The organism is Micromonospora sp. LOL_024 (assembly GCF_048060415.1).
GTDB lineage: Bacteria > Actinomycetota > Actinomycetes > Mycobacteriales > Micromonosporaceae > Micromonospora.
The window spans coordinates 55,638-75,061 of sequence record NZ_JBHMIS010000024.1 but is presented as its reverse complement, the minus strand read 5'-3'; the positions used below and the strand labels follow the sequence as shown (position 1 = coordinate 75,061).

The 19,424-nt window shown below is 70.2% G+C and carries 18 protein-coding genes and 1 pseudogene; 7 read left to right on the top strand and 12 right to left on the bottom strand.

The window, feature by feature from the left end:
- Positions 1-608 precede the first annotated feature (608 nt).
- Entirely contained in the window at positions 609-755 is a 147-nt protein-coding gene (locus ACFHWY_RS21500) for a beta-ketoacyl synthase N-terminal-like domain-containing protein (RefSeq protein ID WP_416582028.1), read from the top strand.
- A gap of 842 nt (positions 756-1,597) precedes the next feature.
- Here ACFHWY_RS21500 and ACFHWY_RS21495 read toward each other — a convergent pair.
- Positions 1,598-3,040, bottom strand: a complete 1,443-nt coding sequence (locus ACFHWY_RS21495) for an SDR family NAD(P)-dependent oxidoreductase (RefSeq protein WP_416582027.1) — start codon at positions 3,038-3,040, stop codon at positions 1,598-1,600.
- Positions 3,041-3,217: 177 nt separating this feature from the next.
- Between ACFHWY_RS21495 and ACFHWY_RS21490 the strand changes: the two genes are divergently transcribed.
- The 3 genes from ACFHWY_RS21490 to ACFHWY_RS21480 are packed head-to-tail and all read left to right on the top strand — an operon-like array spanning position 3,218 to position 4,238.
- Positions 3,218-3,364 (top strand): hypothetical protein, encoded by a 147-nt coding sequence (locus ACFHWY_RS21490; protein ID WP_416582026.1) that lies wholly within the window; start codon positions 3,218-3,220, stop codon positions 3,362-3,364.
- 45 nt (positions 3,365-3,409) lie between these two features.
- A complete protein-coding gene (locus ACFHWY_RS21485) occupies positions 3,410-3,907 on the top strand; it encodes a metallophosphoesterase family protein (protein WP_416582025.1) in 498 nt (165 codons plus the stop codon).
- A gap of 40 nt (positions 3,908-3,947) precedes the next feature.
- Positions 3,948-4,238 carry a DUF427 domain-containing protein gene (locus tag ACFHWY_RS21480; protein ID WP_416582024.1) on the top strand — a complete coding sequence of 97 codons (291 nt, stop codon included), beginning with the start codon at positions 3,948-3,950 and terminating at the stop codon, positions 4,236-4,238.
- A gap of 55 nt (positions 4,239-4,293) precedes the next feature.
- On the opposite strand, the pseudogene ACFHWY_RS21475 reads toward ACFHWY_RS21480, so the two are convergent.
- Both ACFHWY_RS21475 and ACFHWY_RS21470 read right to left on the bottom strand, forming a co-directional pair.
- Positions 4,294-5,079 (bottom strand): annotated as a pseudogene (locus ACFHWY_RS21475) (class I SAM-dependent methyltransferase); the annotation flags it as partial.
- Between the two features lie 79 nt (positions 5,080-5,158).
- On the bottom strand, positions 5,159-5,593 hold the full coding sequence (locus ACFHWY_RS21470) for a VOC family protein (protein ID WP_416582023.1): 435 nt from the start codon (positions 5,591-5,593) through the stop codon (positions 5,159-5,161).
- A 157-nt stretch (positions 5,594-5,750) separates the two neighbouring features.
- Here ACFHWY_RS21470 and ACFHWY_RS21465 point away from each other — a divergent pair, with 157 nt between their 5' ends.
- Positions 5,751-6,659 carry a hypothetical protein gene (locus tag ACFHWY_RS21465; RefSeq protein ID WP_416582022.1) on the top strand — a complete coding sequence of 303 codons (909 nt, stop codon included), beginning with the start codon at positions 5,751-5,753 and terminating at the stop codon, positions 6,657-6,659.
- Between the two features lie 146 nt (positions 6,660-6,805).
- On the opposite strand, the gene ACFHWY_RS21460 is transcribed toward ACFHWY_RS21465, so the two are convergent.
- The 9 genes from ACFHWY_RS21460 to ACFHWY_RS21420 form a co-directional block, all read right to left on the bottom strand.
- Positions 6,806-8,026: a LysR family transcriptional regulator gene (locus ACFHWY_RS21460; protein ID WP_416582021.1), complete on the bottom strand. Its 1,221-nt coding sequence runs from the start codon at positions 8,024-8,026 to the stop codon at positions 6,806-6,808.
- Between the two features lie 349 nt (positions 8,027-8,375).
- Entirely contained in the window at positions 8,376-9,701 is a 1,326-nt protein-coding gene (locus tag ACFHWY_RS21455) for a sensor histidine kinase (RefSeq protein ID WP_416582020.1), read from the bottom strand.
- On the bottom strand, positions 9,701-10,372 hold the full coding sequence (locus ACFHWY_RS21450; protein ID WP_416582019.1) for a response regulator transcription factor: 672 nt from the start codon (positions 10,370-10,372) through the stop codon (positions 9,701-9,703). The genes ACFHWY_RS21455 and ACFHWY_RS21450 overlap by 1 nt, the downstream gene beginning before the upstream one ends.
- Before the next feature lie 52 nt (positions 10,373-10,424).
- Positions 10,425-10,853, bottom strand: a complete 429-nt coding sequence (locus ACFHWY_RS21445) for a cation:proton antiporter (RefSeq protein WP_416582018.1) — start codon at positions 10,851-10,853, stop codon at positions 10,425-10,427.
- 153 nt (positions 10,854-11,006) lie between these two features.
- On the bottom strand, positions 11,007-11,276 hold the full coding sequence (locus ACFHWY_RS21440) for a cation:proton antiporter (protein ID WP_416582017.1): 270 nt from the start codon (positions 11,274-11,276) through the stop codon (positions 11,007-11,009).
- Between the two features lie 411 nt (positions 11,277-11,687).
- Positions 11,688-13,028: a cytochrome P450 gene (locus ACFHWY_RS21435; RefSeq protein ID WP_416582016.1), complete on the bottom strand. Its 1,341-nt coding sequence runs from the start codon at positions 13,026-13,028 to the stop codon at positions 11,688-11,690.
- Positions 13,025-14,095: an alpha-hydroxy acid oxidase gene (locus ACFHWY_RS21430; RefSeq protein WP_416582015.1), complete on the bottom strand. Its 1,071-nt coding sequence runs from the start codon at positions 14,093-14,095 to the stop codon at positions 13,025-13,027. The genes ACFHWY_RS21435 and ACFHWY_RS21430 overlap by 4 nt, the downstream gene beginning before the upstream one ends.
- Complete coding sequence (locus ACFHWY_RS21425; protein ID WP_416582014.1) at positions 14,088-15,650, bottom strand: NAD(P)-binding domain-containing protein; 1,563 nt, start codon at positions 15,648-15,650, stop codon at positions 14,088-14,090. Before ACFHWY_RS21425 ends, ACFHWY_RS21430 begins: the two co-directional genes overlap by 8 nt.
- A gap of 11 nt (positions 15,651-15,661) precedes the next feature.
- Positions 15,662-17,155, bottom strand: a complete 1,494-nt coding sequence (locus ACFHWY_RS21420) for an aromatic amino acid ammonia-lyase (RefSeq protein ID WP_416582013.1) — start codon at positions 17,153-17,155, stop codon at positions 15,662-15,664.
- A gap of 151 nt (positions 17,156-17,306) precedes the next feature.
- Between ACFHWY_RS21420 and ACFHWY_RS21415 the strand changes: the two genes are divergently transcribed.
- Positions 17,307-18,737, top strand: a complete 1,431-nt coding sequence (locus ACFHWY_RS21415; RefSeq protein WP_416582012.1) for a class I adenylate-forming enzyme family protein — start codon at positions 17,307-17,309, stop codon at positions 18,735-18,737.
- 96 nt (positions 18,738-18,833) lie between these two features.
- Positions 18,834-19,226: an SCO5389 family protein gene (locus ACFHWY_RS21410; RefSeq protein WP_416582011.1), complete on the top strand. Its 393-nt coding sequence runs from the start codon at positions 18,834-18,836 to the stop codon at positions 19,224-19,226.
- Positions 19,227-19,424: the final 198 nt, after the last annotated feature.

The following is a 19,424-nucleotide window of genomic DNA, read 5'->3' as shown; positions in this document are numbered from 1 at the left end:
CTCATCTGGCTACGCGCGAAACCGGACCGCCCCAAACCATGATCCAGGAGACACGGCCTAGTGTCCTGAGTCGTTAGTTCGGCCGCGATCAGCCTGCTCCACCTCGCCGGCATCACAACCATCGCTCCGCCAAAACAATCGGAACCCGCACCGATCCCTACAACTACTCGGAATCGGCTAGAACGGGCATACCACCACCTTGCGCACGCCCTACCCATAGGTCTTCGGCAATCGCGTCGGTGGGCACGGCCTCGCCGTGCCGTAGCGCGAGCAGCGCGATGATTGCCTGTTGCCTGCGGGAGCCCAGATCCACCTCCACCGGTCCGTGGATTGCGCGGATCGAGCGGAGTATCTGAATTGTCATCGGAGTCGGGGTCTGCTTCACATCGCTCCCGGTCGAGACCTCTGTAAGCATAGGGGAGACCCATCAGGGCGTAGAGTCATCGACCATTAACTATCGAAAAGTAAGCTCCCTATTTGAGCATCAAATTTCCACCGCCGGGGTGTACGGCATGCTGGTATCGATGCACATCACGTTCGGCCGCCGACCCGGGCCCCGAGTCGGCCGCGGTACCGGCCGGCGTGCACGCCTGAGACGGGGGAGTGAGATGGACGACACCGCCGTCGTGGCGGGCATGGCCTGCCGCTACCCCGACGCACCGACACCCAGCAGGTTGTGGGACAGCGTGCTCGCCCGACGGCGCGCCTTCCGCCCGATCCCGCCGCAAGCGGCGATCGGCCACAAGCATGGGTGAGATCACGGCGCTGAGCTGGGCCGGTGCGCTGTCCGAGCAGGATGCCGTCGCGCTGGTGCGGGCACGCGGCGCGACCATGAGCGCCTGCCCGGTCCCGGGCGGGATGGCCGGTGTCGGCGCGGCGGTCGCGGCCGGACTGCCCGCCACCCGGTTGGCGGTCTCCCACGCGTTTCACTCGCCGCTCATGCGCGACGCCGTGGACCCCCTCCGGCGACACCTGTCCGCGTTCGCGTGGGCCCGGCCACGACGCACGGTGTGCTCCGCCGTGACCGGCGACTGGCTGCCCGACGACTTCGACCCGGTGGACCTTGACCCGCAACTAACCGAGCCGGTTCGCTTCCGTGCGGCGTTGCGCTCGCTGCTGGAGCGTGTTGACCTGCTCGTCGAGGTGGGCCCGGGCGCGGTCTTGACCGGACTGGCCGCCGACACGGCCGCCGCGCTGGGCCGGGCCGCCCCGGTGACGCCACCCGCGCTGGCCACCGCCACCATTGCCGAGTTCGTCGCGATGCTGGGCAGACTCCCGGAGGCGGGCGACGCCGCGGACGATCCGGTGACTGGCGTCGCCTCCTGGGTGCGGGCCTTCACCGACCGGTTTGTGCACGCCCCGGCGCCGGCAGCGCGCCACGGTACCAGGCGACGCTGGGCGATCGTCGGTGATCTTGCCGCCCATCCGCTCGCGGCTGCGCTGAAGGAGTCGTTCCCGGCGGCCGGATCCGGCGCGCCCGACAATTGGCTGCTGGTGCTGCCACCTGGCCCGGACGTGCCAGTCATGGAGGGGTTGGCGCGGCCGTCGCCCGCCACCTCACGCCGTTGTCTGGTTCGGCAGCGAATCGGGGAGCTGGTCACCAGGCGCCGGCTGCGTAGTCCTTCAGGAAGCAGCCGTACAGGTCTTCGCCCTGTTCGCCGCGGACGATCGGATCGTAGACCCGGGCCGCGCCGTCGACCAGGTCCAGCGGGGCGTGGAAACCGGCGTCCGCCAGCCGCATCTTCGTCGGGTGGGGCCGTTCGTCAGTGATCCAGCCGGTGTCGACGCTGGTCATCAGGATGCCGTCGGTCAGCATCTCCTCGGCGCTGGTGCGGGTCAGCATGTTCAGCGCGGCCTTGGCCATGTTGGTGTGCGGGTGCCCCGGCCCCTTGAAGCCGCGGGCGAACTGGCCTTCCATCGCCGACACGTTCACCACGTACTTGCGGCGGGCGGTTGCTGCTGCCATCGCCGGTCGTAGCCGGCTGACCAGCACGAAGGGCGCGGTCACGTTGCACAGCTGCACCTCTAGCAGTTCGACCGGGTCCACCTCGTGCACCCGCTGCACCCAACTGTTGACGGGGTCGAGGTCCGGCACCAGACCACCGGCGTCGATGGCGGTTGCTGCCGCGATTCGCTCGGGCGAGGCGGAGCCGCTGGTCAGCGCGAGCGCGGTGAGGGCTTGTGGGGTGATCGCCGGCTGCGCCCCGGCGGTCAGGCGGCCCGCCGGGTCGCTCCGGCCGGCCGGTTTGGCGAACGTGATCATCTCTGGCAGCGGGCCGTCAGGCAGGGCCGCGGCCTCCGCGGCGACGAGTTGCGCGTAGGCCCCGGGAGTACGGCGGACGGTCTGCGCCGCGTTGTTGATCAGGATGTCGAGTGGCCCCTGGCCGCTGACCGAGTCGGCGAGAGCGATCACCTGGGCGGGGTCGCGCAGGTCGATCCCGACGATCCGCAGGCGGTGCAGCCAATCCGCACTGTCGGGCATCGCGGCGAACCGGCGGACCGCGTCGTGTGGAAACCGCGTGGTCACCGTGGTGTGCGCGCCGTCGCGCAGCAGCCGCAGCGCGATGTACATGCCGATCTTCGCCCGGCCGCCGGTGAGCAGCGCGCGCCGGCCGGTCAGGTCGGTGCGGGCGTCGCGGCGCTCCCGGTTGAGCGCGGCGCAGGGCGGGCAGAGCTGGTGGTAGAAGGCGTCCACCTCACGGTATCGCTGCTTGCAGACGTAGCAGCCGCGCGGATTGTGCAGGACGCCGGCAGTGGTACCGGGGGTGGGGGAGGCGAGCGGGATGCCCTGCGTCTCGTCATCGATCCGACCCGGGGCGCCGGTGGCGGTGGCCGCCGTCACCGCGCGGTCGGCCGCCGCGATGGCGTCCCGGCGTTCCTCACGCCGCCGCTGCTTGATCATCTTGTAGAGCCTCGCGGTGGCCCGTTGCACCCGCACCACGTCGGGGTGATCGGCAGGCAGGTCCTCCAACGCCTCGAACACGCTGAGACAGGTCTCCAGCCGGTCCTGGTCAATGCCGTGCTGACTGTTTTCGGTCATGTTGTCCGCCGCCATGCCGCTGCTGTCTCTTCCGTTCCTTGCGCCGGACTCCCGGCCCGCCCCATGTCCGACCAGGAACTGTACGCCCGCCGTGCGGGATCTGGACCTCCAGACTTCGGGTTGGTCCGGCCGGCCCGACCCGCTGTGGTGCAAGTGACTTGCTCTGCACACCCGGGAGTGCGTTCGGGCTGGACCGGTCGTGCCGCCGGCTTCGGCAGGCCGCTCACGGTGGGGGTGGCCGCCGAGCTGGTCGTCGTCGCGGCGGTGGCCCGGGCAGGCGGGCAGCTCACCGCGGCGGGGCGCGCGTGCCGGGCGGCGGGTTGACCGGGTCGACCGACCCGGGGCCCGGGCGCGGCTACGCTGGACCGTGTGCGGCTGGTCATCATGGCGGACACCCACCTGCCGAAACGTGCCCGTGACCTGCCGTCCGGACTGTGGGCCGCCGTCGACGCCGCCGACCTCGTCATCCACGCCGGCGACTGGGTCAGCGTGTCGTTGCTCGACGAGTTGCAGCGGCGCAGCGCCCGGCTGCTCGGCGTGTACGGCAACAACGACGGGCCCGACCTGCGTGCCCGGCTGCCGGAGATCGCCCGGTCGGATGTCGACGGACTGCGGATCGCGGTGGTGCACGAGACCGGCCCGGCTGGCGGCCGGGAGCGGCGGTGCGCGACCCGGTTCCCCGGCTGCGACCTGCTCGTCTTCGGCCACTCCCACATTCCGTGGGACAGCGAGGCGCCGGGCGGGCTGCGGCTGCTCAATCCCGGCTCGCCGACCGATCGGCGCCGTCAGCCGTACGCGACGTACCTCACCACCCAACTGGCCGGCGGTCGGCTCGACGCCGTCACTCTGCACGAGGTGCCGCGATAGCGACGACCGGGCGGTCGCGGGCCGGCATAGGCTGAGGAGCATGCCGAGAGCAATCTGGAACGACCTGGTCATCGCCGAGAGCCCGGACACCGTCGTGGTCGAGGGGAACCACTACTTCCCCCGCGCGGCGCTCCGCGACGACCTGCTGCGGGACTCCGACACCCACACGTTCTGCCCGTGGAAGGGCACCGCGTCGTACTACACGCTGGAGCACGACGGGACGACCAGCGCGGACGCGGTCTGGTACTACCCGGAGCCGCTGGGCGGGGCCGAGATGGTCCGCGACCGGGTCGCTTTCTGGAAGGACGTCAAGGTCGTCGGGCAGGACTGACGCCGCTGGTGCAGTGGAGCCGGCTTGCCCTTGACGGTGTTCTCCCGCCCGGTGGTCAGGCCACGAGCAGGCGGAGGCCGAGCTCGGCACAGTCGAGGGCGACGAGTTCGCCGTTGCGCTCGGCCCACCGGCCCGAGGAGAGGTCTTCGTGGAGTGTGTCCACCGCCCGCTGCTCTGCCTCCGGCCCGACTCTGGTCCATACCGACACGGCGCGGCGGACCGTTTCGTCCAGGTACGCCTCGGGGCGGCGCCAGTGCGCCTCGAAGAAGCCGTCAGTGCAGTCCCATGGGATGGGTACCGGTTCCGCACGTCCTCCGATCGCCCGTGCCAGGTCGGCCAGGGACGGCCAGCCGACGAGGAGGTCTGCGAATTCGGGCAGGTAGTCGCGGGTGAGCCAGAACCGCTGGCGCCAGGCGGTGTCGTCGGCGTCGTAGGTGAACACCACCACGCGGCGGGCCACCCGCCGCATCTCACGCAGCCCGGCAATCGGGTCCGGCCAGTGATGGACGGTGCTTACCGCCATCGCGGCGTCGAAGGACTGGTCCTCGAACGGCAGGCTCTCCGCAGCGGCGGCCACGCACGGTGCCGCGCCCACCGGACGCTGCGCCCGCATGACCGCCGATGGTTCCACCGCCGTGACGACGCGGTCGGGGGGTTCGTAGGAGCCGGTGCCAGCCCCGACGTTCAGCACCGTTCGCGCGTCCCCCAGCGCAGCCCAGATGCGTGCGGCTACCCGCGGCTCGGTGCGTCGCGTCGCCGGGTAGGCGGACCCGATGGCGTCGTACAACTGCGCCCCGAACACTTTCAGTTGTTCCTCCGGTGTCGTCCCGATCCCCATCGCTCCGCGCCTCCAACCCCATGTGGCATGTTGCCACGTGCCACGTGAGGAACAAGCGCGGAGGCACCATCTGCGCGGCCCCTCAGTCGAGACAGAACTCGTTGCCCTCGATGTCCTGCATCACGATGCACGACTCGTTGGCGCTGTCGGCGGCCAGCAGCCGCACATGAACCGCGCCGAGTGCGACCAGTCGCGCGGATTCGGCCTCAAGTACGGCCAGGCGCTCTGCACCCACGAGCCCGATGCCGACCCGTACGTCGAGGTGCAGCCGGTTCTTGGCGACCTTCCCCTCGGGAACGCGCTGGAAGAACAGTCGTGGACCCACGCCTGAGGGATCGACGCAGGCGAACCTCGAACCCTGATACTCAGGTGGCAGCGCGCGATCGAAGTCGCCCCAGGAAGCAAACCCCTCCGGAGGCTGTGGCACGACGTATCCCAACACCTCGCACCAGAAGCGAGCGAGGCGCTCAGGTTCCGTGCAGTCGAAGGTGACCTGGATCTCCTTGACCGATGCCATCGGTCAACCATAGAAGGCAGGCTCTCTTTATACCAGCGCCACCGAAACGCTGCCGCGGGCGGCCACACATCGACGTCAGCGGACGCACTCCCAGCAGGTCGCACGCCCAGGGGCAAGGGTCGCCGGTGCCCCGACCGGCGCGTGACATGATGGCGCCATGGGGAAACAGCAGGATGTCGACGGGTCCAACGGTCACTCCGGGCCAGATGCCGCCACGGACGGTGTGGCCGGTGACGGCGTCGATGCGCGGCTCGCTCTCGCGCAGGACCCCACGACGTCACATCTGCCCCTGATCGACCTGGCGTCCGATCCGTCGGCGGTGGTCCGGAAGGCGGTCGCGACCCGCATCGACGCGCCCGCTCAGGCGCTCCGACCGCTCACCCGGGACCGTGACCGTGACGTCCGGGAGGCCGTGGCGAGGAACTCCTCGACCTCGATCGCCAATCTCCGGCTACTCGTCACCGACGCCGACCGGTGGGTCCGCTGGGCGGTCGCCGGAAACCCGGCCTGCGACGAGTCGATCCGCCGGGTGATGGCGGAGGCTCCTGACAAGGAGCTTCGCGGTCTCCTCGCGGAGACCCGCGAACTGGAGCCCGAGTTGGCGGCGCGGCTGGTCGGCGACGTCTCACCCGAGGTGCGGGAACGGCTGGCCACCCACACCCACGACCCCGATGTGATCACCGCCATGATGACCGATCGCACCGCGCGCGTACGTAAGGGGCTCGCCCGCAATCCGCGGACCACTGCCGCCCAGCGCAGCGCGCTCGCCCAGGACCCGGTGGTGGATGTCCGCGTGGCGCTGGTGCTCGCGGTCGAGTTGGCCGAGACGGACCTGCGACGTCTGGTCGACGACCGGTCGGTGCAGGTGCGGATGGCGGTGGCGAGGTCGGAGGTCGTACCGCCGCACATCCGGCAGGCGCTCTGTGATGATCCTGACGAGATGGTGGCCGGTGCGGCTCGGGACTTCCGCCCGGGGGCGGGATCTGCCTCGGTGGTCCGGGCTCCGCGCGTCGGTCACCGGGCCTCCGGTACGAGGCCGGGTCGCCCGGGCGACGCCCGGCGCTGACCCCGCACTAGCTCAGGCCGAGTGCCGACGCACTGAAGAGCGCGGCGAGCCAGCCCCACCCGGGGATGATGAGGCGCGTTGGATGAGGCCGAGGTGCGGTGACACCTCCTCCCGGGCCCTCCGATGCCGGCCGCTTCTGACGATCCTCATGGTGCTGGGCGGGCGGCCCGATCTGCCGCCGCCTGGCCCTGGGCATCGTCGCGGGCTCGACGGCGATCGGGGTCACCGCCGAAACGGCCCGGATTACCGACCGCGCCGGCCACCTGCCCTCGCCCGGGGAGGGCAGGCACACCGACGCGGGCGGTCACAGCGGCGGCTTCTCCGTCCACGTCTGACCGGTCGAGCCCGTAGGTCTTGCGTTGCAGCACCGAACGTGCCGCGTGCAGTAGGGCGGTGAGCAGCGGATTGTCGGTATCGGGAAGCCACGCCAGGGCGGCGGTGGAGAGCGGGAGATCGATGACGTCGACGTAGGCGACGCCACGGCGGGAGTAGTCCTCGCGGGCCTCGGCAGGTAGGAAGGCGATGGCCTGGCCACGGGCGACGGCCGACAGGAGCGCGTCCATGTCACCGGCCACCGGTCCGTAGCGGACAGGGCTGCCATCGGGGCGTGGGTTGACCGTCCAGAAATCCCACCAGGCGCGTAGCTCGGGGATCGGAACGTCGACCACCAGGTGGTCGGACAGGTCGGCCAGGGTCAGCGGCGCTCGGTTCACCAGCGGATCCTCAGCGGGGAGGCAGGCGATGCGCCGCTCACTTGACAGGTGGAGGCCTCGAAATCCGGCCGGCAGCGGTGGGCGGAGGAACGCGGCGTCGATCTCGCCGCGGGGCAGCGCGTAGACCTGCTCGACCAGGTTGACCGAACGGATCTCGACGTCAATCCCGGGATGCCGGGCAGACAGTTCGGCCAGAATATCGATGACGTAGGGCATGAACGCCTCGCCACCGATGGCGCCGACCCGGAGGCAGCCGTGCAGTCGCCGCGCGTGAACATTGGCGACTGCCTGTAAGTCGGCCATCGCGGCGACCAGGCGGCGGGCTTCGGGTACCAGCGCACGCCCCGCCTCGGTGAGGTCGATCTGACGGGAGGAACGCTGTACGAGGTCGACTCCCAAGCGCTCCTCCAGCGCCCGGATCTGCTGACTGAGTGTTGGCTGCGCCAGAAAGGCGCGCCGGGCGGCCCGCCCGAAGTGAAGCTCTTCTGCAAGGAGGAGGAAGAGGCGCATCTGACGCAGGCTTGGCTCCAGACGTCGCCGCTCAGGAACGTGTCGAACCATAGCCAAAAGACTATCAAATGAGTGCATAAGCAAATCGCACAATCGTTGATCCCCTTGGGTGCCGCGCGTCAGGATTGGGCTACGGGTGATCACCTGGCGACCGCCGGCTGGTCGTCGTCCAGGATTTCCGCACCTCAAGGACATCCGAGCGTGTGACACGGGTCTTTGTCGATCGGGGGATCGCCGCCCAGTTGGGAAGGGCGGGGTTATACGCAAGGGCGGTCACACGCCGTACATGACCTGTTGGTTAGTGTCCTGCGACGCGGTGAGGGGAATAAATCGTGTATTTTCCTGCTCAAGCGGCACGCCCGTCCTGCCGCGCACCCCCGGTCACCAACAGGCGGTCGGGCCAGCGCCAGCCGTTCGAACCGCTGGGCGGCGCTGGCCTGGGCGAGTGCCAACTGGCCACAGGCTGTCGCGGCAGAAAGACCCGCCAGCGCCATCAGCGTTGGGTGGATCTGGTACGCGCCGGCTTCCGGGCGGTGAGTACGCGACCCGCGCCGAGCTGCCTCCACCGAAGGCGTTCGAGCCGCGAGACGCTACCCGGCGTGATCAACGATCGTGTCGTGGGAAGGCACACCGTGAAACGGGCGCCGCGCTCCGGGTGACCCTCGGCCTCAATCGTGCCGTGGTGGCTGGTGACCACCTCCCGCAGCAGGGCGAGCCCCAGTCCGAAGCGGCGGTCCCCGGAGCCCTTGCCGCGGTGGAACCGGTCGAAGATTCGCTCCGCGTCCGCTTGGTCGAAGCCTTCCCCGGTGTCTGCTATCAGAAGCTCGGCGCAATTGTCCATGGTACGTAGGTTCACGTCGATCCGGCCTCCCGCGGGAGTATGGGTCAGCGCGTTCGCGAGCAACTCGCCGACGACCCGGCGCAGCGCCGACTCCACGCCCGGCACCGGCACCGGGCCACCAGGGGTGTCCACCGTCAGGCTGACCTGGCGCTCGGCGGCGCGTTCAGCCTCGGCGGCGACCGTCGTCGCGATCAACGTGGTGAGATCGACCGGAGGGTTCGGCGGCCGGCCGGCGGGAGCGGCGGCAAGCTGGGCCGAGAGCAGCAGGTCGTCCACGATCTCGCCGAGCCTGCGGGTGGTGCCGATGAGTCGTTCCAGCTCGTCCAGGTCCGTGGCCGTGCCGAAGGTTCGCGCCCGCCGCGCAATCAACTGGGCCCGGGTGTGTACCTGGGCGATCGGGGTTTGCAGTTCGTGGCTGGCGTCCGCGACGAAGCGGCGCTGCCGGGTCAGTGCCTCGGCGAGTGGCGCGACGGCCCGGCGGCCGACCAGCACACCCGTCAGCATTGCGGCGAGCAGCCCGACGGCCGCCGCGAGGCTGAACGCGAGCAGGAGGTGCCGGCGGTCGGAGAGCTGGAAACGCGCGTCGAACACGGCTTGGATCACGTGTGCGTCGCGGGCCTCGGTGCGCACGTGGTAGATCGTTCCGTTACGCGCGACCGTGGTGATCTGGGTGGCCCGGGTGGCTGCCACAGCGTCCAGCGCATCGCCCAACGGGAAGCCGGGAGGTGGCGGATTGGTGCCGGTGTCCACGGTGGTGCCGTCGTACTGGAAGATCCAACTGCAGGCTGGTGGGCCGGCGATCGTGCCGTGTCTCGTGCCCCACTCCAGCTCACGTTGAATCTGCGCCTCCTGGCTGCGGATCAGGGCCGCGTACGAGATGCTGCCGGCCAGCAGCAGCAGGGCACCGATTGTCACGCCGACGAGCAGGCCGATCCGGATCCGGGTGCGTCGGACGATCGCCTGTTCGGCCAACTCCATCAGAGCGTACCGAGGCGGTAGCCGAACCCGTGCACGGTGCGTACCACCGCGCGGCCGAGCTTGCGTCGAAGGTGGTAGACGTAGGTGTCCACGATCGATGCCGCGGCGGTCTCTTCGAAGACCCTGCGACGCAGCGCCGCCCGCGAGTGTACGACGTTCGGTCGGGTGGCCAGTACCTGCAGTAGTTCGAACTCGCGGGTGGACAACGCCACCCGGGTGCCGTCGGCCAGTATCGCGTCGCGTGGCGCCAGGTCGAGTAGCCCGGCGCCGATGCGGAGCATGTGGGTTGACTCGGGCGTGCGCCGGCACAGCGCCCGTATCCGGGCGCTCAGCTCGTCGAGGTCGAAGGGTTTGACCAGATAGTCGTCCGCGCCCGCGTCCAGTCCGGCAATCCGATCGTCGACCGTGCCGAGCGCGGTCAGCATCAGTGTGCGGGCCGGGATCGCCCGGGAGCGCAGCCGGGTGACCAGGTCGAGTCCGTCGAGCGCCGGCAACAGACGGTCGATCACCATCACGTCGTAGGTCCGGGTCAGTCCTAGATGGAGACCGCGCTGCCCGTCGGAAGCCCGGTCGACGACGTAGCCCTCGTGGGCCAACGTCTCGGTGAGTAACTCCGTCAGGTCCTCGTCATCCTCGACCAGCAGCAGCCGGTTCGATTCTCTGCCGTGCATGCGTCAACGATCGCATAGGTCAGGGTCGATGAGAGTGGTGATAGTTGTCTCTTCAGATGCTTGACCTCGCCAGGGCCGGCGTGTATGGAGTGCCGGTCGATCGAACCTCCCGGCGCTCGATCCAGCTCAGCAACGGTGTCGTCATCAGCGTGGTGACCAGCGCGACCAGCACCAGCACGGTGAACAGGGACGGGTTCACGATGCCTGCCTCCAGCCCGACGTTGAGCGCGACGAGTTGCATCAGGCCGCGGGCGTTCATCAGCGCGCCGACCCGCAGCGCGACCCCCTGGGGTTCACCTCGGAGTCTGGCCGCGCCCCAGCACGCACCGAACTTGCCGACGATCGCCGCCGCCACGCAGGCCAGCGCGAAGAGCAGCACCGGCATCGTGCCGAGCAGCCCGAACTCCGTGCGCAGGCCCGAGTAGGTGAAGAACAACGGCAGAGAGACCGTCGCGGCCAACGGGGTGAGAGTGTCCACCACTTTTTCGGTTGTCGGTCCGGGGCATGACCACGCCGATCGCGAACGCACCGAAAACCGCATACAGCCCTATCTCGTCGGTGTACCAGGCGACCAGGAAGAGCAGCACGACCGTTCCGAGTAGCCGGGCGCGGTCGTTGAGGCCACGGCCGGTCATCAGCGCGGCTGTCTACCGCGCCCGCCGAGCCAGAGCAGCAGTCCGAAGAGGACCGCGCCGCCGAGGGTGACGATCGCGGGGCCGACCCGGCCGGAGGCGAAGGCCAGGACGGCGGCGAGCCCGATCCAGGCGACCACGTCGTCGATCGCACCACTGGCAAGGGAGAGGGTGCCGTGCCGGGTGCCGGCGTGGCCGCGTTCGGTGATGATCCGGGCCAGCATCGGGAACGCGGTGATGGCCAGAGCGACTCCGACGAACGCGGCCGACACCCGGGCGGCATCCCGTCGGCCCTGATCGACACGGAGCCGGAGGTCACCAGGACCAGCAGTGCACCCAACAGGAACGGCGCGGCGACCCCGGCCAGAGAGATCACGCCGGCAGTGCCGGCCATTGCGGCGACGCGGTGCGTGCTGAACGCGTATCCGGCCTGGAACATGAACAGCACCAGGCCGACCTGGCCCACGACACAGAGGACCGGCAGCAGGGGGGGCCGGGAACAGGGCGTGCTGCACATCCGGGAGCAGGAGCCCGAGCAGCGATGGTCCGAGCAGCACGCCGGCGAGCATCTCGCTGACCACCGCGGGGCTGGCCCGCCCTGCCGAGCAACCACGCCACCCCTCTGCAGAAGACCAGGATCACCGCGACCGCGATGAAGAACCGTGGCGCCAGCTCCGTCGGGGTCATCGGGCAGTCTCCTCGAAGTAGTTCGTGCACAACCGCTTCCGCCGGGCGTCGACGACCATCCAGGTGCCGAACCCCAACTGCCGGACACTGCGGCCCACGTCGGCCCACCGGTCCCGCAGTCGCATCGCACCCAGCCGTAGCCGCCCCGGGCCGGTGATCCCGGCCGGCGTCAGGTACGCCGGACCTCGGCTGGGCAGCGACCGGGTGTGTGCGGCCGAGGAGTCCAGGGCATACCGGCGTAGCACCTCGCGGGTCGAGGCGCGCATCATCACCGGCGCGACACCACGGGCCGGGCAGGCCCGATTCGCGGTGACACCGAATGGGATGAAGTGCGCGTCGCCGCGCGTGAGCGCCAGCCACCGGGCCGGAACGAACCGGTCGTCGCCCGCTGCGCCGCTGCGGTGGAACGCCAGATAGTTGAAGAGCAACACCGACCCGGCGGGGAGTGACACCCCGGTGGGCAACGTGATCGGCGCCGAGGTGATCCGGTGCGCGACACCGAAGAGCGGATGCACCCGTAGCGTCTCGTCGATCACCCGGTCCAGCGCGTCGTCATCGTCGAGGTCGGGCCGTAGGTGGGGGTGGGTGGCAAGGGCCAGCAGCACGTGTGTCATCGCCTCGGCCATCTGCACGACAGCCGTGCTGAAAAAGGCGCCCTGCAGGTACCACGCCGTTTCCTCGGTGGTGAACGGTGGCGGCAGCGTCACCGGACAGGTCCCCACCCCGATCCGGTGGCGCAGATAGGCGGTCAACCGGTCGCGCCGATCCATGTGCCGCAGGCCGGTGCACTTGAGCCCGGAGACCACGTCGTCCGCGTTGGCGACGATCAACTCGCGCGCGGCTGGTGGACACGCCTCGTCGAAGACCAACTCGTAGTAGACCTCGGCCCACACCGGCATCATCAGGTCCCGCAGCCGGACGTGGCTGATCTGGTCCGTCGGCAACCCGTCGAGCACCCGGCTGGTGGCGGCGGTCGCCAGTTCGTCCGAGCGCTCCCGCCGTACCGCGAGTACCCGCCTGGTGGTGGCAGCGACCGTCCGGTAGCGCTCACCGGGCTCCAGATGTTCCTGGTGCATGTGTGGGCCGGGCGCCAACCAGTACCAGAACAGGTCCGACAATCCGGCGCCCCGGCTGCGTCCGTCGGCCGCCGGATCCGAGTACACCCGCTCGAAGTGCTCGACGCCGACGGTCGGTCCCGGCACCGGAACGCCTTCGACGCCGTTGACCCTGGCAAAGACCCACTCCCGGAGCCGGACCACCGTCGGGGGCAGCCAGTGCGGGACGGTCCAGGCCGCACCTAACACCACGGGGGCGATCAGGGCGGCCAGAGCGCTCATCCGCGTGCCACCGTGGCGACGAGGTCGCAGCTCAGGTCACCCGGCCCGGTGGCGCCGGCCAGCGCCAGTGCCTGGTCGAGGTCGGCGCGCAGCAGGTCGAGCACGTGCCGCACCCCGGCGGTGCCGCCCACCGCGAGCCCCCAGATCACCGGACGCCCGACCAGCACCGCGGTCGCGCCGAGGGCCAGCGCCACCAGTACGTCCGTCCCTCGGCGGATGCCGCCGTCGACCAACACCGGCAGCCGCCCCTCGACTGCCTCGACGACTGCGGGCAACGCGTCCAGGGTGGCGACCACTCCGTCGAGTTGTCGACCCCCGTGGTTGGAGACCAGCACGCCGTCGACGCCGTGTTCGACGGCCAGCCGGGCGTCGGCGGGGTGCAGCACCCCCTTGAGCAGGATCGGCAGCGTCGTGAGTCCGCGCAGCCAGGAGATCCGCTTCCAGTCCAGCCCGGCGTCCATCTCGATGTCGCGGACCCGGCCGCTCGCGTCGCGCATGTTCTCGCAGACCAGTCCGGGCGGCAGATCGACGAACCGGTGACGCAGGTCGCGTTCCCGGCGGCCGAACACGGGCGAGTCGACCGTGACGACCAGGGCACCGCAGCCGGCGGCCTCCGCCCGCCGCACCACAGCCGAGGTGAACCCGAGGTCCGACTGCGGGTAGAGCTGGAACCAGAGCTGCCCGCCGATGGCGGTGATCTCCTCGACCGGCCGGGTGGCGGCCATGCTGATCACCATGACCGTGCCGGCGTCGGCGGCGGCCCGCGCGGTGGCGACCTCACCCTCGGGATGGGCCAGCCGGTGGAACGCGGTCGGTGCGATCAGCACCGGCATCGAGATCCGGCTGCCGAGAACCGAGATCCGCAGATCGCGCTCGCGGACACCGCGCAGGATCCGGGGCAGGACGCGACGGCGGGTGAACGCATCCTCGTTGGCCCGGACGGTACGTTCGTCGCCGGCCCCGCCCGCGAAGAAGTCCCAGTGCACCGGGTTCAGGCGCAGCCGCGCGCCGGCGGCCACGTCAGCCAGGTTCAGCTCCGCACCGTCCGGCGCGAGCATCTTAACCATCGACGCTGCTCAGGCAGCGGTCGAGGAACGCGGCCAGCGGCGCGACGTGGACCTCCGGCCGATCCCATCGGTTCTCCAGGTTCTCCGCCAGGTGGTGGGTGGCGACGACCTGCCCCCCACGGAGGTGGCGGACGACCGGGTGCAGGTAGGCGGCGTCGTGGGCCTGGCCGACGACATCCTGCGCCACTCGGCTGACCGTGACGTCGAACGGATCCACCTGGTCGTGCTCGGGGCCGTACTCGAGGGTGACGACGAAGGCGTCCGCGTAGTCATGGTCGGCCGTGCGGAGGCCGGTGTGCGCGAAGTACTCGACCGGCACCTCGTCGTGGTAGCGCGCGTCGGGCCCGGCCACGGTGACCACGTCACCGAGGACGCCGAACTGCTGCCACAGGGCGGAGGTGCGGTTGACCCGCGCGACGACGGCGTCGGCGATCGACTCCGGCGTGGCGTCGAGCTTTTCCGACGGCCACGGCGTGTCCCCGTACCGCCGCTCCAGAATCTTGTGCAGCGCGCGGACGCCGTAACGGAATCCGTGGATGAAACCGCTGGTCGAGCGCTTGAAGTCGCGCTCCTGGGAGAGCGTGCCGGCAAAGTACAGGTCGGCGACGTTGACCGATTCCCACGCCGACGTCTGGGCCGGAAAGCGGTCCTTGATCGTGAGTGCCGGACGGCAGGTGTCGTCGAACATCGACGGGTCGAAGGCGAAACCGGTGCAGGCGAGCACCCGGTCGTACCAGAGCTCCTTGGTCGCCTCGTCCGCCCGGGAGAACGAAAAGGTCACCTTGAAGCCGGTGCCGTCGCGCTCGATGCGCCTGATGTTGCCGTCCAGGATCGCGTTCGCCGACTTCAGCTGGTACGTGTCGAGGAAGTTGTTGTTCACCGCCCGCAGGTGCCCCACGTAGTGGGTGCGCCAGGCCATCCGGACCGAACTCGGCCCGGCGAGGTGGATCAGAGTGGTGGTCTCCATCAGGTTGTCCGCGGTCTCGAACGCGGAGTTGCCCTTGCCGATGATCAGCACCTTCTGGTCGAGGTAGTCACGCGGATCGACGGACATGTCCGCGTACTGCTCCGCGAGTTCGAGGCCCGGGATCTGCGGCGCGTACGGCCTGGCGACACCGGTGGCGACGATGAGCCGTCGCGCCCGGAAGGTCTCACCGGCCCGGACCTCGAAGATCCCGTCCACCTTGCCGACCGACGTTACCCGGGAGCCGTACCGAACCTTCACCCCCGTCTTCGCGGCGAAGTCCGCCAGATAGCGGACCATCACATCGGCGTCCGGAAAATACCGTTGCGTGTACCTGGTGAACCGCAACGCCGGATCGTCGCTGAGCAACGAGTTCCAGTCCAGCCGCAGGTTTGTCTCGGGGTCGTCGGAGCCGGTGTGCGGCTTGTTGATGGAAATCAGTTGCCGGTGGCGAGGAAAGGTGGCGAAGAAGGCGCCCGGCATCGCCGCGCCCTCCAGCACCAGGTAGTCGCGTTTGCCGTCGGCCTCGAACAGGGCGGCCAGTTGCAGGCCGGCCGGACCGGCCCCGATGATCAGGTAGTCAAGCGTCACAGCGGCCACCTTCAGATTGAAGTCGGAGAGGTTGCGAGCTTTTCGACGACATCGGCAGCACGGCGTACGTCGTCCGCCAGCGGCCGGTCCGGGTCGACCGGAGCAACGGCCGCCGCCAGCGCCGCGAGCACCTCGACGCATGCGGGTGCGGTCGGCGTCCGCGCGCCGACGTGCGCGGCCTGGCGTAGCCCAACCGCGAGCGACCCGACGATGAGGCGCAGCAGCCGGGCCTGGTCCAGCGCCCGCAGCGCGGCCTGGGTGCCGAGCGGGATGACGTCCTGGTTGTGCAGGTTGGTCGGCAGGCTCTGCATGCTCGCCGGCATGGCGTCCCGGCGGATCTCGGCGATCAGGGCGGTCGAGGCCAGCTGCACGCCCTGCAACCCGTGCTGCTGCCCCGGGCCGGCGGCCAGCATCGGTGGCAGGCCGCCGTTGCGGTTCGGGTCCACGAGCAGGTCGAGTTGACGCTCGGCGAGGTTGCCGACCTGCGCCACGACCATCGACAGCAGGTCGGCGGCGAACGCGGCCGGCTGCCCGAAGAAGTTGCCGCCGTGCACGACGAGATCCTCGTCGGGAAAGAACAGCGGATTGTCACTGACGCTGCCGAGGTCGGCGGTGACGACGGCATCGACGTAGCGCAGGGCGTCCTCGGCCGCGCCGAGCAGTTGCGGGGAGCACCGGATGCTGTACGGCTCCTGCAGTGGACGCTTGCCGGACGAGACCAGCCCGGCGCTGACCCGCCGCATGCGCTCGCCCACGTCGGTCGCGCCCGGGTGAGCGTACGCGCGCAGCAGCCGGGCATCGAGAAACTGCGGGTCGCACCCGAGCAGATCGGCGAGCAGGCAGGTGAGCACCTGGACCGCCCGGTGCGACGCGCGGGTGGCCGACAGCGCTAGCGCGGTCGCCGCAGTGGTCAGCGACACGCCGTTGACCAGGGCAAGGGCGTCCCGGCCGTCCAACGGCAGCGGTTCGAGACCGGCGCGTTCCAGCGCCTCGGCCGCGGGCAGCCGGACACCCTCCAGATAGGCGTACCCCCGGCCCCGCAAGGCCTGGGCCGCCGCGCCCAGTGGGATCAGGTCACCGCTGGCCCCGACCGAACCCAGCCGGGGCATCGCCGGAACGAACGTGGTCGCGAGCATCGCCGCGAGAGCGTCGATGACGTGTGGGGACACCCCCGACGCGCCACGGGCCAGCGACCAGGCCCGGATCAGCATGGTCGCGCGAACGACCTCCGGAGCGAGGTCCGGGCCTTGGCCCGCACCCAGGTGAGCGAGGGTGTTGTCGGCCTGGTCGCGCAGGTCGGCCCGGCCCGCGTACCCCACGAGGGCACCGAAGCCGGTGGTGCTTCCGTACACCGCACGGTCGTCGCCGAGCACCTCGGACAGGAAGATGCGTCCGGTCGTGACCCGATCGCGGACCTCCGTACCGACCACGACCGTGATCGGGTCGAGGGCGGCAATCAGGTCGGCGATCCGCAGTGGTACCGCGAGGTCTACCTCTGTCGTCATGCGATGGCACCCTAGAACCGGATTCTCAAAACGCTTTGAGATCGGGCCGATACGTTGCGCTGCATGACGCACGACTGCCTGATCAATGTGGCCGGACCGGCCGGGCGCCAACTCTTTGCTCTGCTGGAGCGCGTCGGCCGCGACTATTCCGATGCCGGCTGAGGTGTGGCCGCAGGCCGTTCTGGACCTGCTCGCCACGGGCGGTGACCGGCCGGTCTTCGAGGATGGCGACCGGGTGGTCACGGCTGCCGACATGTCCGGGCTGGTCCGCCGCATCGCCACCGGGATGCGCGCCGGCGGGGCCGGGCCCGGCGTCGGGGTGGCGTTGCGGCTCGGCACCACCCCGGAGGCGTTCGCGGCGATCATCGCGGCGTACGCCGTCGGTGCCCGGGTCTCCGGGATCCGCCCCGACCTGGCCCCGGCGCAACTCGCCCACCTGCTCGGCAGCGACAACGCACTGCTGGTCGACGACGCCCGTCTCGCCGAGCTGGCGGGCACACCCGACGACGGAGCGACGTTGGTCGCCGCCGGGCGCCCGAACGATGTCGCCCGGATCACGTGGACCAGCGGCAGCACCGGCACCCCAAAGGGCTGCGCCCAGACCTACGCGGCGATGAGTGCGGCGTGGGCTCCGTACCCGGGCCGCTGGCCGCCGGCGATCGCCGACCTCGCCCCCCGGCTGCGGCGCTTCCTCGTCTTCGGTTCGCTGAGCAGCCAGGTGATGCTGGAGTACGGCATACTCACGTTGGCCGCGGGTGGCACCCTGGTCGCCGGCCAGCCCGCCGGCCTGGCCGGCATGATCACCCGGCATCGAGCGACCGCGAGTCTGGTCACCGTCGGTAAGTTGCACCAACTCGTCCAGGACCAGCGAACCCACCCGGCCGACCTGAGCAGTCTGCGGGCGCTCGTGGTGTCCGGCTCCCCGCTCACCCCGGGCCGGCTCGCCGAGGCGCTCGACGTGCTCGGCCCGGTGGTCTTCCACGGCTACGGCCAGACCGAGGCCGGCATGATCGCGATGGTGACGCCGGCCGAGATGGCGGCGGCCCCGGCCACGCTTGCCTCGGTCGGCCGGCCACCCGCAGTCGTCGAGGTGTCCATCCGGGACGCTGACGGCCGTGCCGCCACCGAGGGTGAGCTGTTCGTGCGGACACCGGCGCAGGCCGCCGCCTACTGGGCGGACCCGGCCGAGAGTGCCGCCGTCTTCGTCGACGGCTGGGTACGCACCCGCGACCTGGCCCGGTTGGACACCGACGGCTACCTGCACCTGCTCGGCCGGGTACGGGACATCGTCATCGTCAACGCCAACCTGGTGTACGCCGGCCCGATCGAACGAGTCCTCGTCGCCGATCCCGCCGTAGCCGAGGCATACGTCGTTGGCCGGCCCGATGACGTCACCGGAGAGGCGGTGCACGCCTATGTGGTTCCCGCGGCCGGTCACTCACCGGATGCCGGACGGCTGCGTGCTCTGGTGGCGGAGGCGCTGGGGCAGGCCGCGGCCCCGCAGACGATCCAGCACATCGATAGGGTCCCGGTGGGGCCGAGTGGCAAGCCGGACAAGCGCGCCCTGGCCCACGGCGGATGAGTACCTTCCTGTGTCGATGCATTGACGCAGCGTCATTCGCGTGGTGTGCTCGGCGGTGACGACAGTGACAACCGTGATCGTTAAACGAGGAGTAGCATGTCTCTCACCGTGCCGCCGGATCTGCTGCGGGCCGCCGAGTCCGGGCCGGTCGACGATGAGTCGTTCGTGGCCTGCGTCCGTGAGTCGCTGCCGTACGCCTGGCAGACCGTCAGTCGGGTCGCGTCGGACCTGGCCGGCTCCGACGCCGCCTTCGCCGACAACGAGATCCCGCCACCGAGTGAGGCCGAGCGGGGTCAGTTGCTGCGGGCCCTGGCCAGCGACGCGATCAGGGCCAGCCTGGAGCGGCACTTCGGCGTGAAGCTGGCCTTCCAGAACTGCCACCGGGTTGCGGCGTTCCGGCCCTCCGCAGTGGACTCCGAGACCTATCGCCGGTTCACCTCGGTGCGTGGGCAGCTGCTCAACCAGTCGCCCGAGCTGCGTGACTGCTGATCCGACCGAGGCTCGGCGGGCCGGGCGGGCGTAGGCGGGCACCCGTTTCTGTTCGCCGGGCAGCGACCGGCGGCGACCGCGCGTCGCGCGGACCTTGTCCAATAGATGACCTGTTCCTGCGCAATCGGCGGGTTCGACGGCAGGCGGGCGAAACGGTCCGTTACCATGCCGACTATGGAAACGGTTACCATTAGCGAC

Excerpts from the sequence above, each read along its gene's own strand:
- ACFHWY_RS21435 (WP_416582016.1), bottom strand. The coding sequence starts at position 13,028 with ATGAGCGCTCTGGCCGCCCTGATCGCCCCCGTGGTGTTAGGTGCGGCC.
- ACFHWY_RS21470 (WP_416582023.1), bottom strand. The coding sequence starts at position 5,593 with ATGGCATCGGTCAAGGAGATCCAGGTCACCTTCGACTGCACGGAACCT.
- ACFHWY_RS21455 (WP_416582020.1), bottom strand. The coding sequence starts at position 9,701 with ATGGAGTTGGCCGAACAGGCGATCGTCCGACGCACCCGGATCCGGATC.
- ACFHWY_RS21430 (WP_416582015.1), bottom strand. The coding sequence starts at position 14,095 with ATGGTTAAGATGCTCGCGCCGGACGGTGCGGAGCTGAACCTGGCTGAC.
- ACFHWY_RS21410 (WP_416582011.1), top strand. The coding sequence starts at position 18,834 with ATGTCTCTCACCGTGCCGCCGGATCTGCTGCGGGCCGCCGAGTCCGGG.
- ACFHWY_RS21465 (WP_416582022.1), top strand. The coding sequence starts at position 5,751 with ATGGGGAAACAGCAGGATGTCGACGGGTCCAACGGTCACTCCGGGCCA.
- ACFHWY_RS21415 (WP_416582012.1), top strand. The coding sequence starts at position 17,307 with ATGCCGGCTGAGGTGTGGCCGCAGGCCGTTCTGGACCTGCTCGCCACG.
- ACFHWY_RS21495 (WP_416582027.1), bottom strand. The coding sequence starts at position 3,040 with ATGACCGAAAACAGTCAGCACGGCATTGACCAGGACCGGCTGGAGACC.
- ACFHWY_RS21500 (WP_416582028.1), top strand. The coding sequence starts at position 609 with ATGGACGACACCGCCGTCGTGGCGGGCATGGCCTGCCGCTACCCCGAC.
- ACFHWY_RS21420 (WP_416582013.1), bottom strand. The coding sequence starts at position 17,155 with ATGACGACAGAGGTAGACCTCGCGGTACCACTGCGGATCGCCGACCTG.
- ACFHWY_RS21450 (WP_416582019.1), bottom strand. The coding sequence starts at position 10,372 with ATGCACGGCAGAGAATCGAACCGGCTGCTGCTGGTCGAGGATGACGAG.
- ACFHWY_RS21480 (WP_416582024.1), top strand. The coding sequence starts at position 3,948 with ATGCCGAGAGCAATCTGGAACGACCTGGTCATCGCCGAGAGCCCGGAC.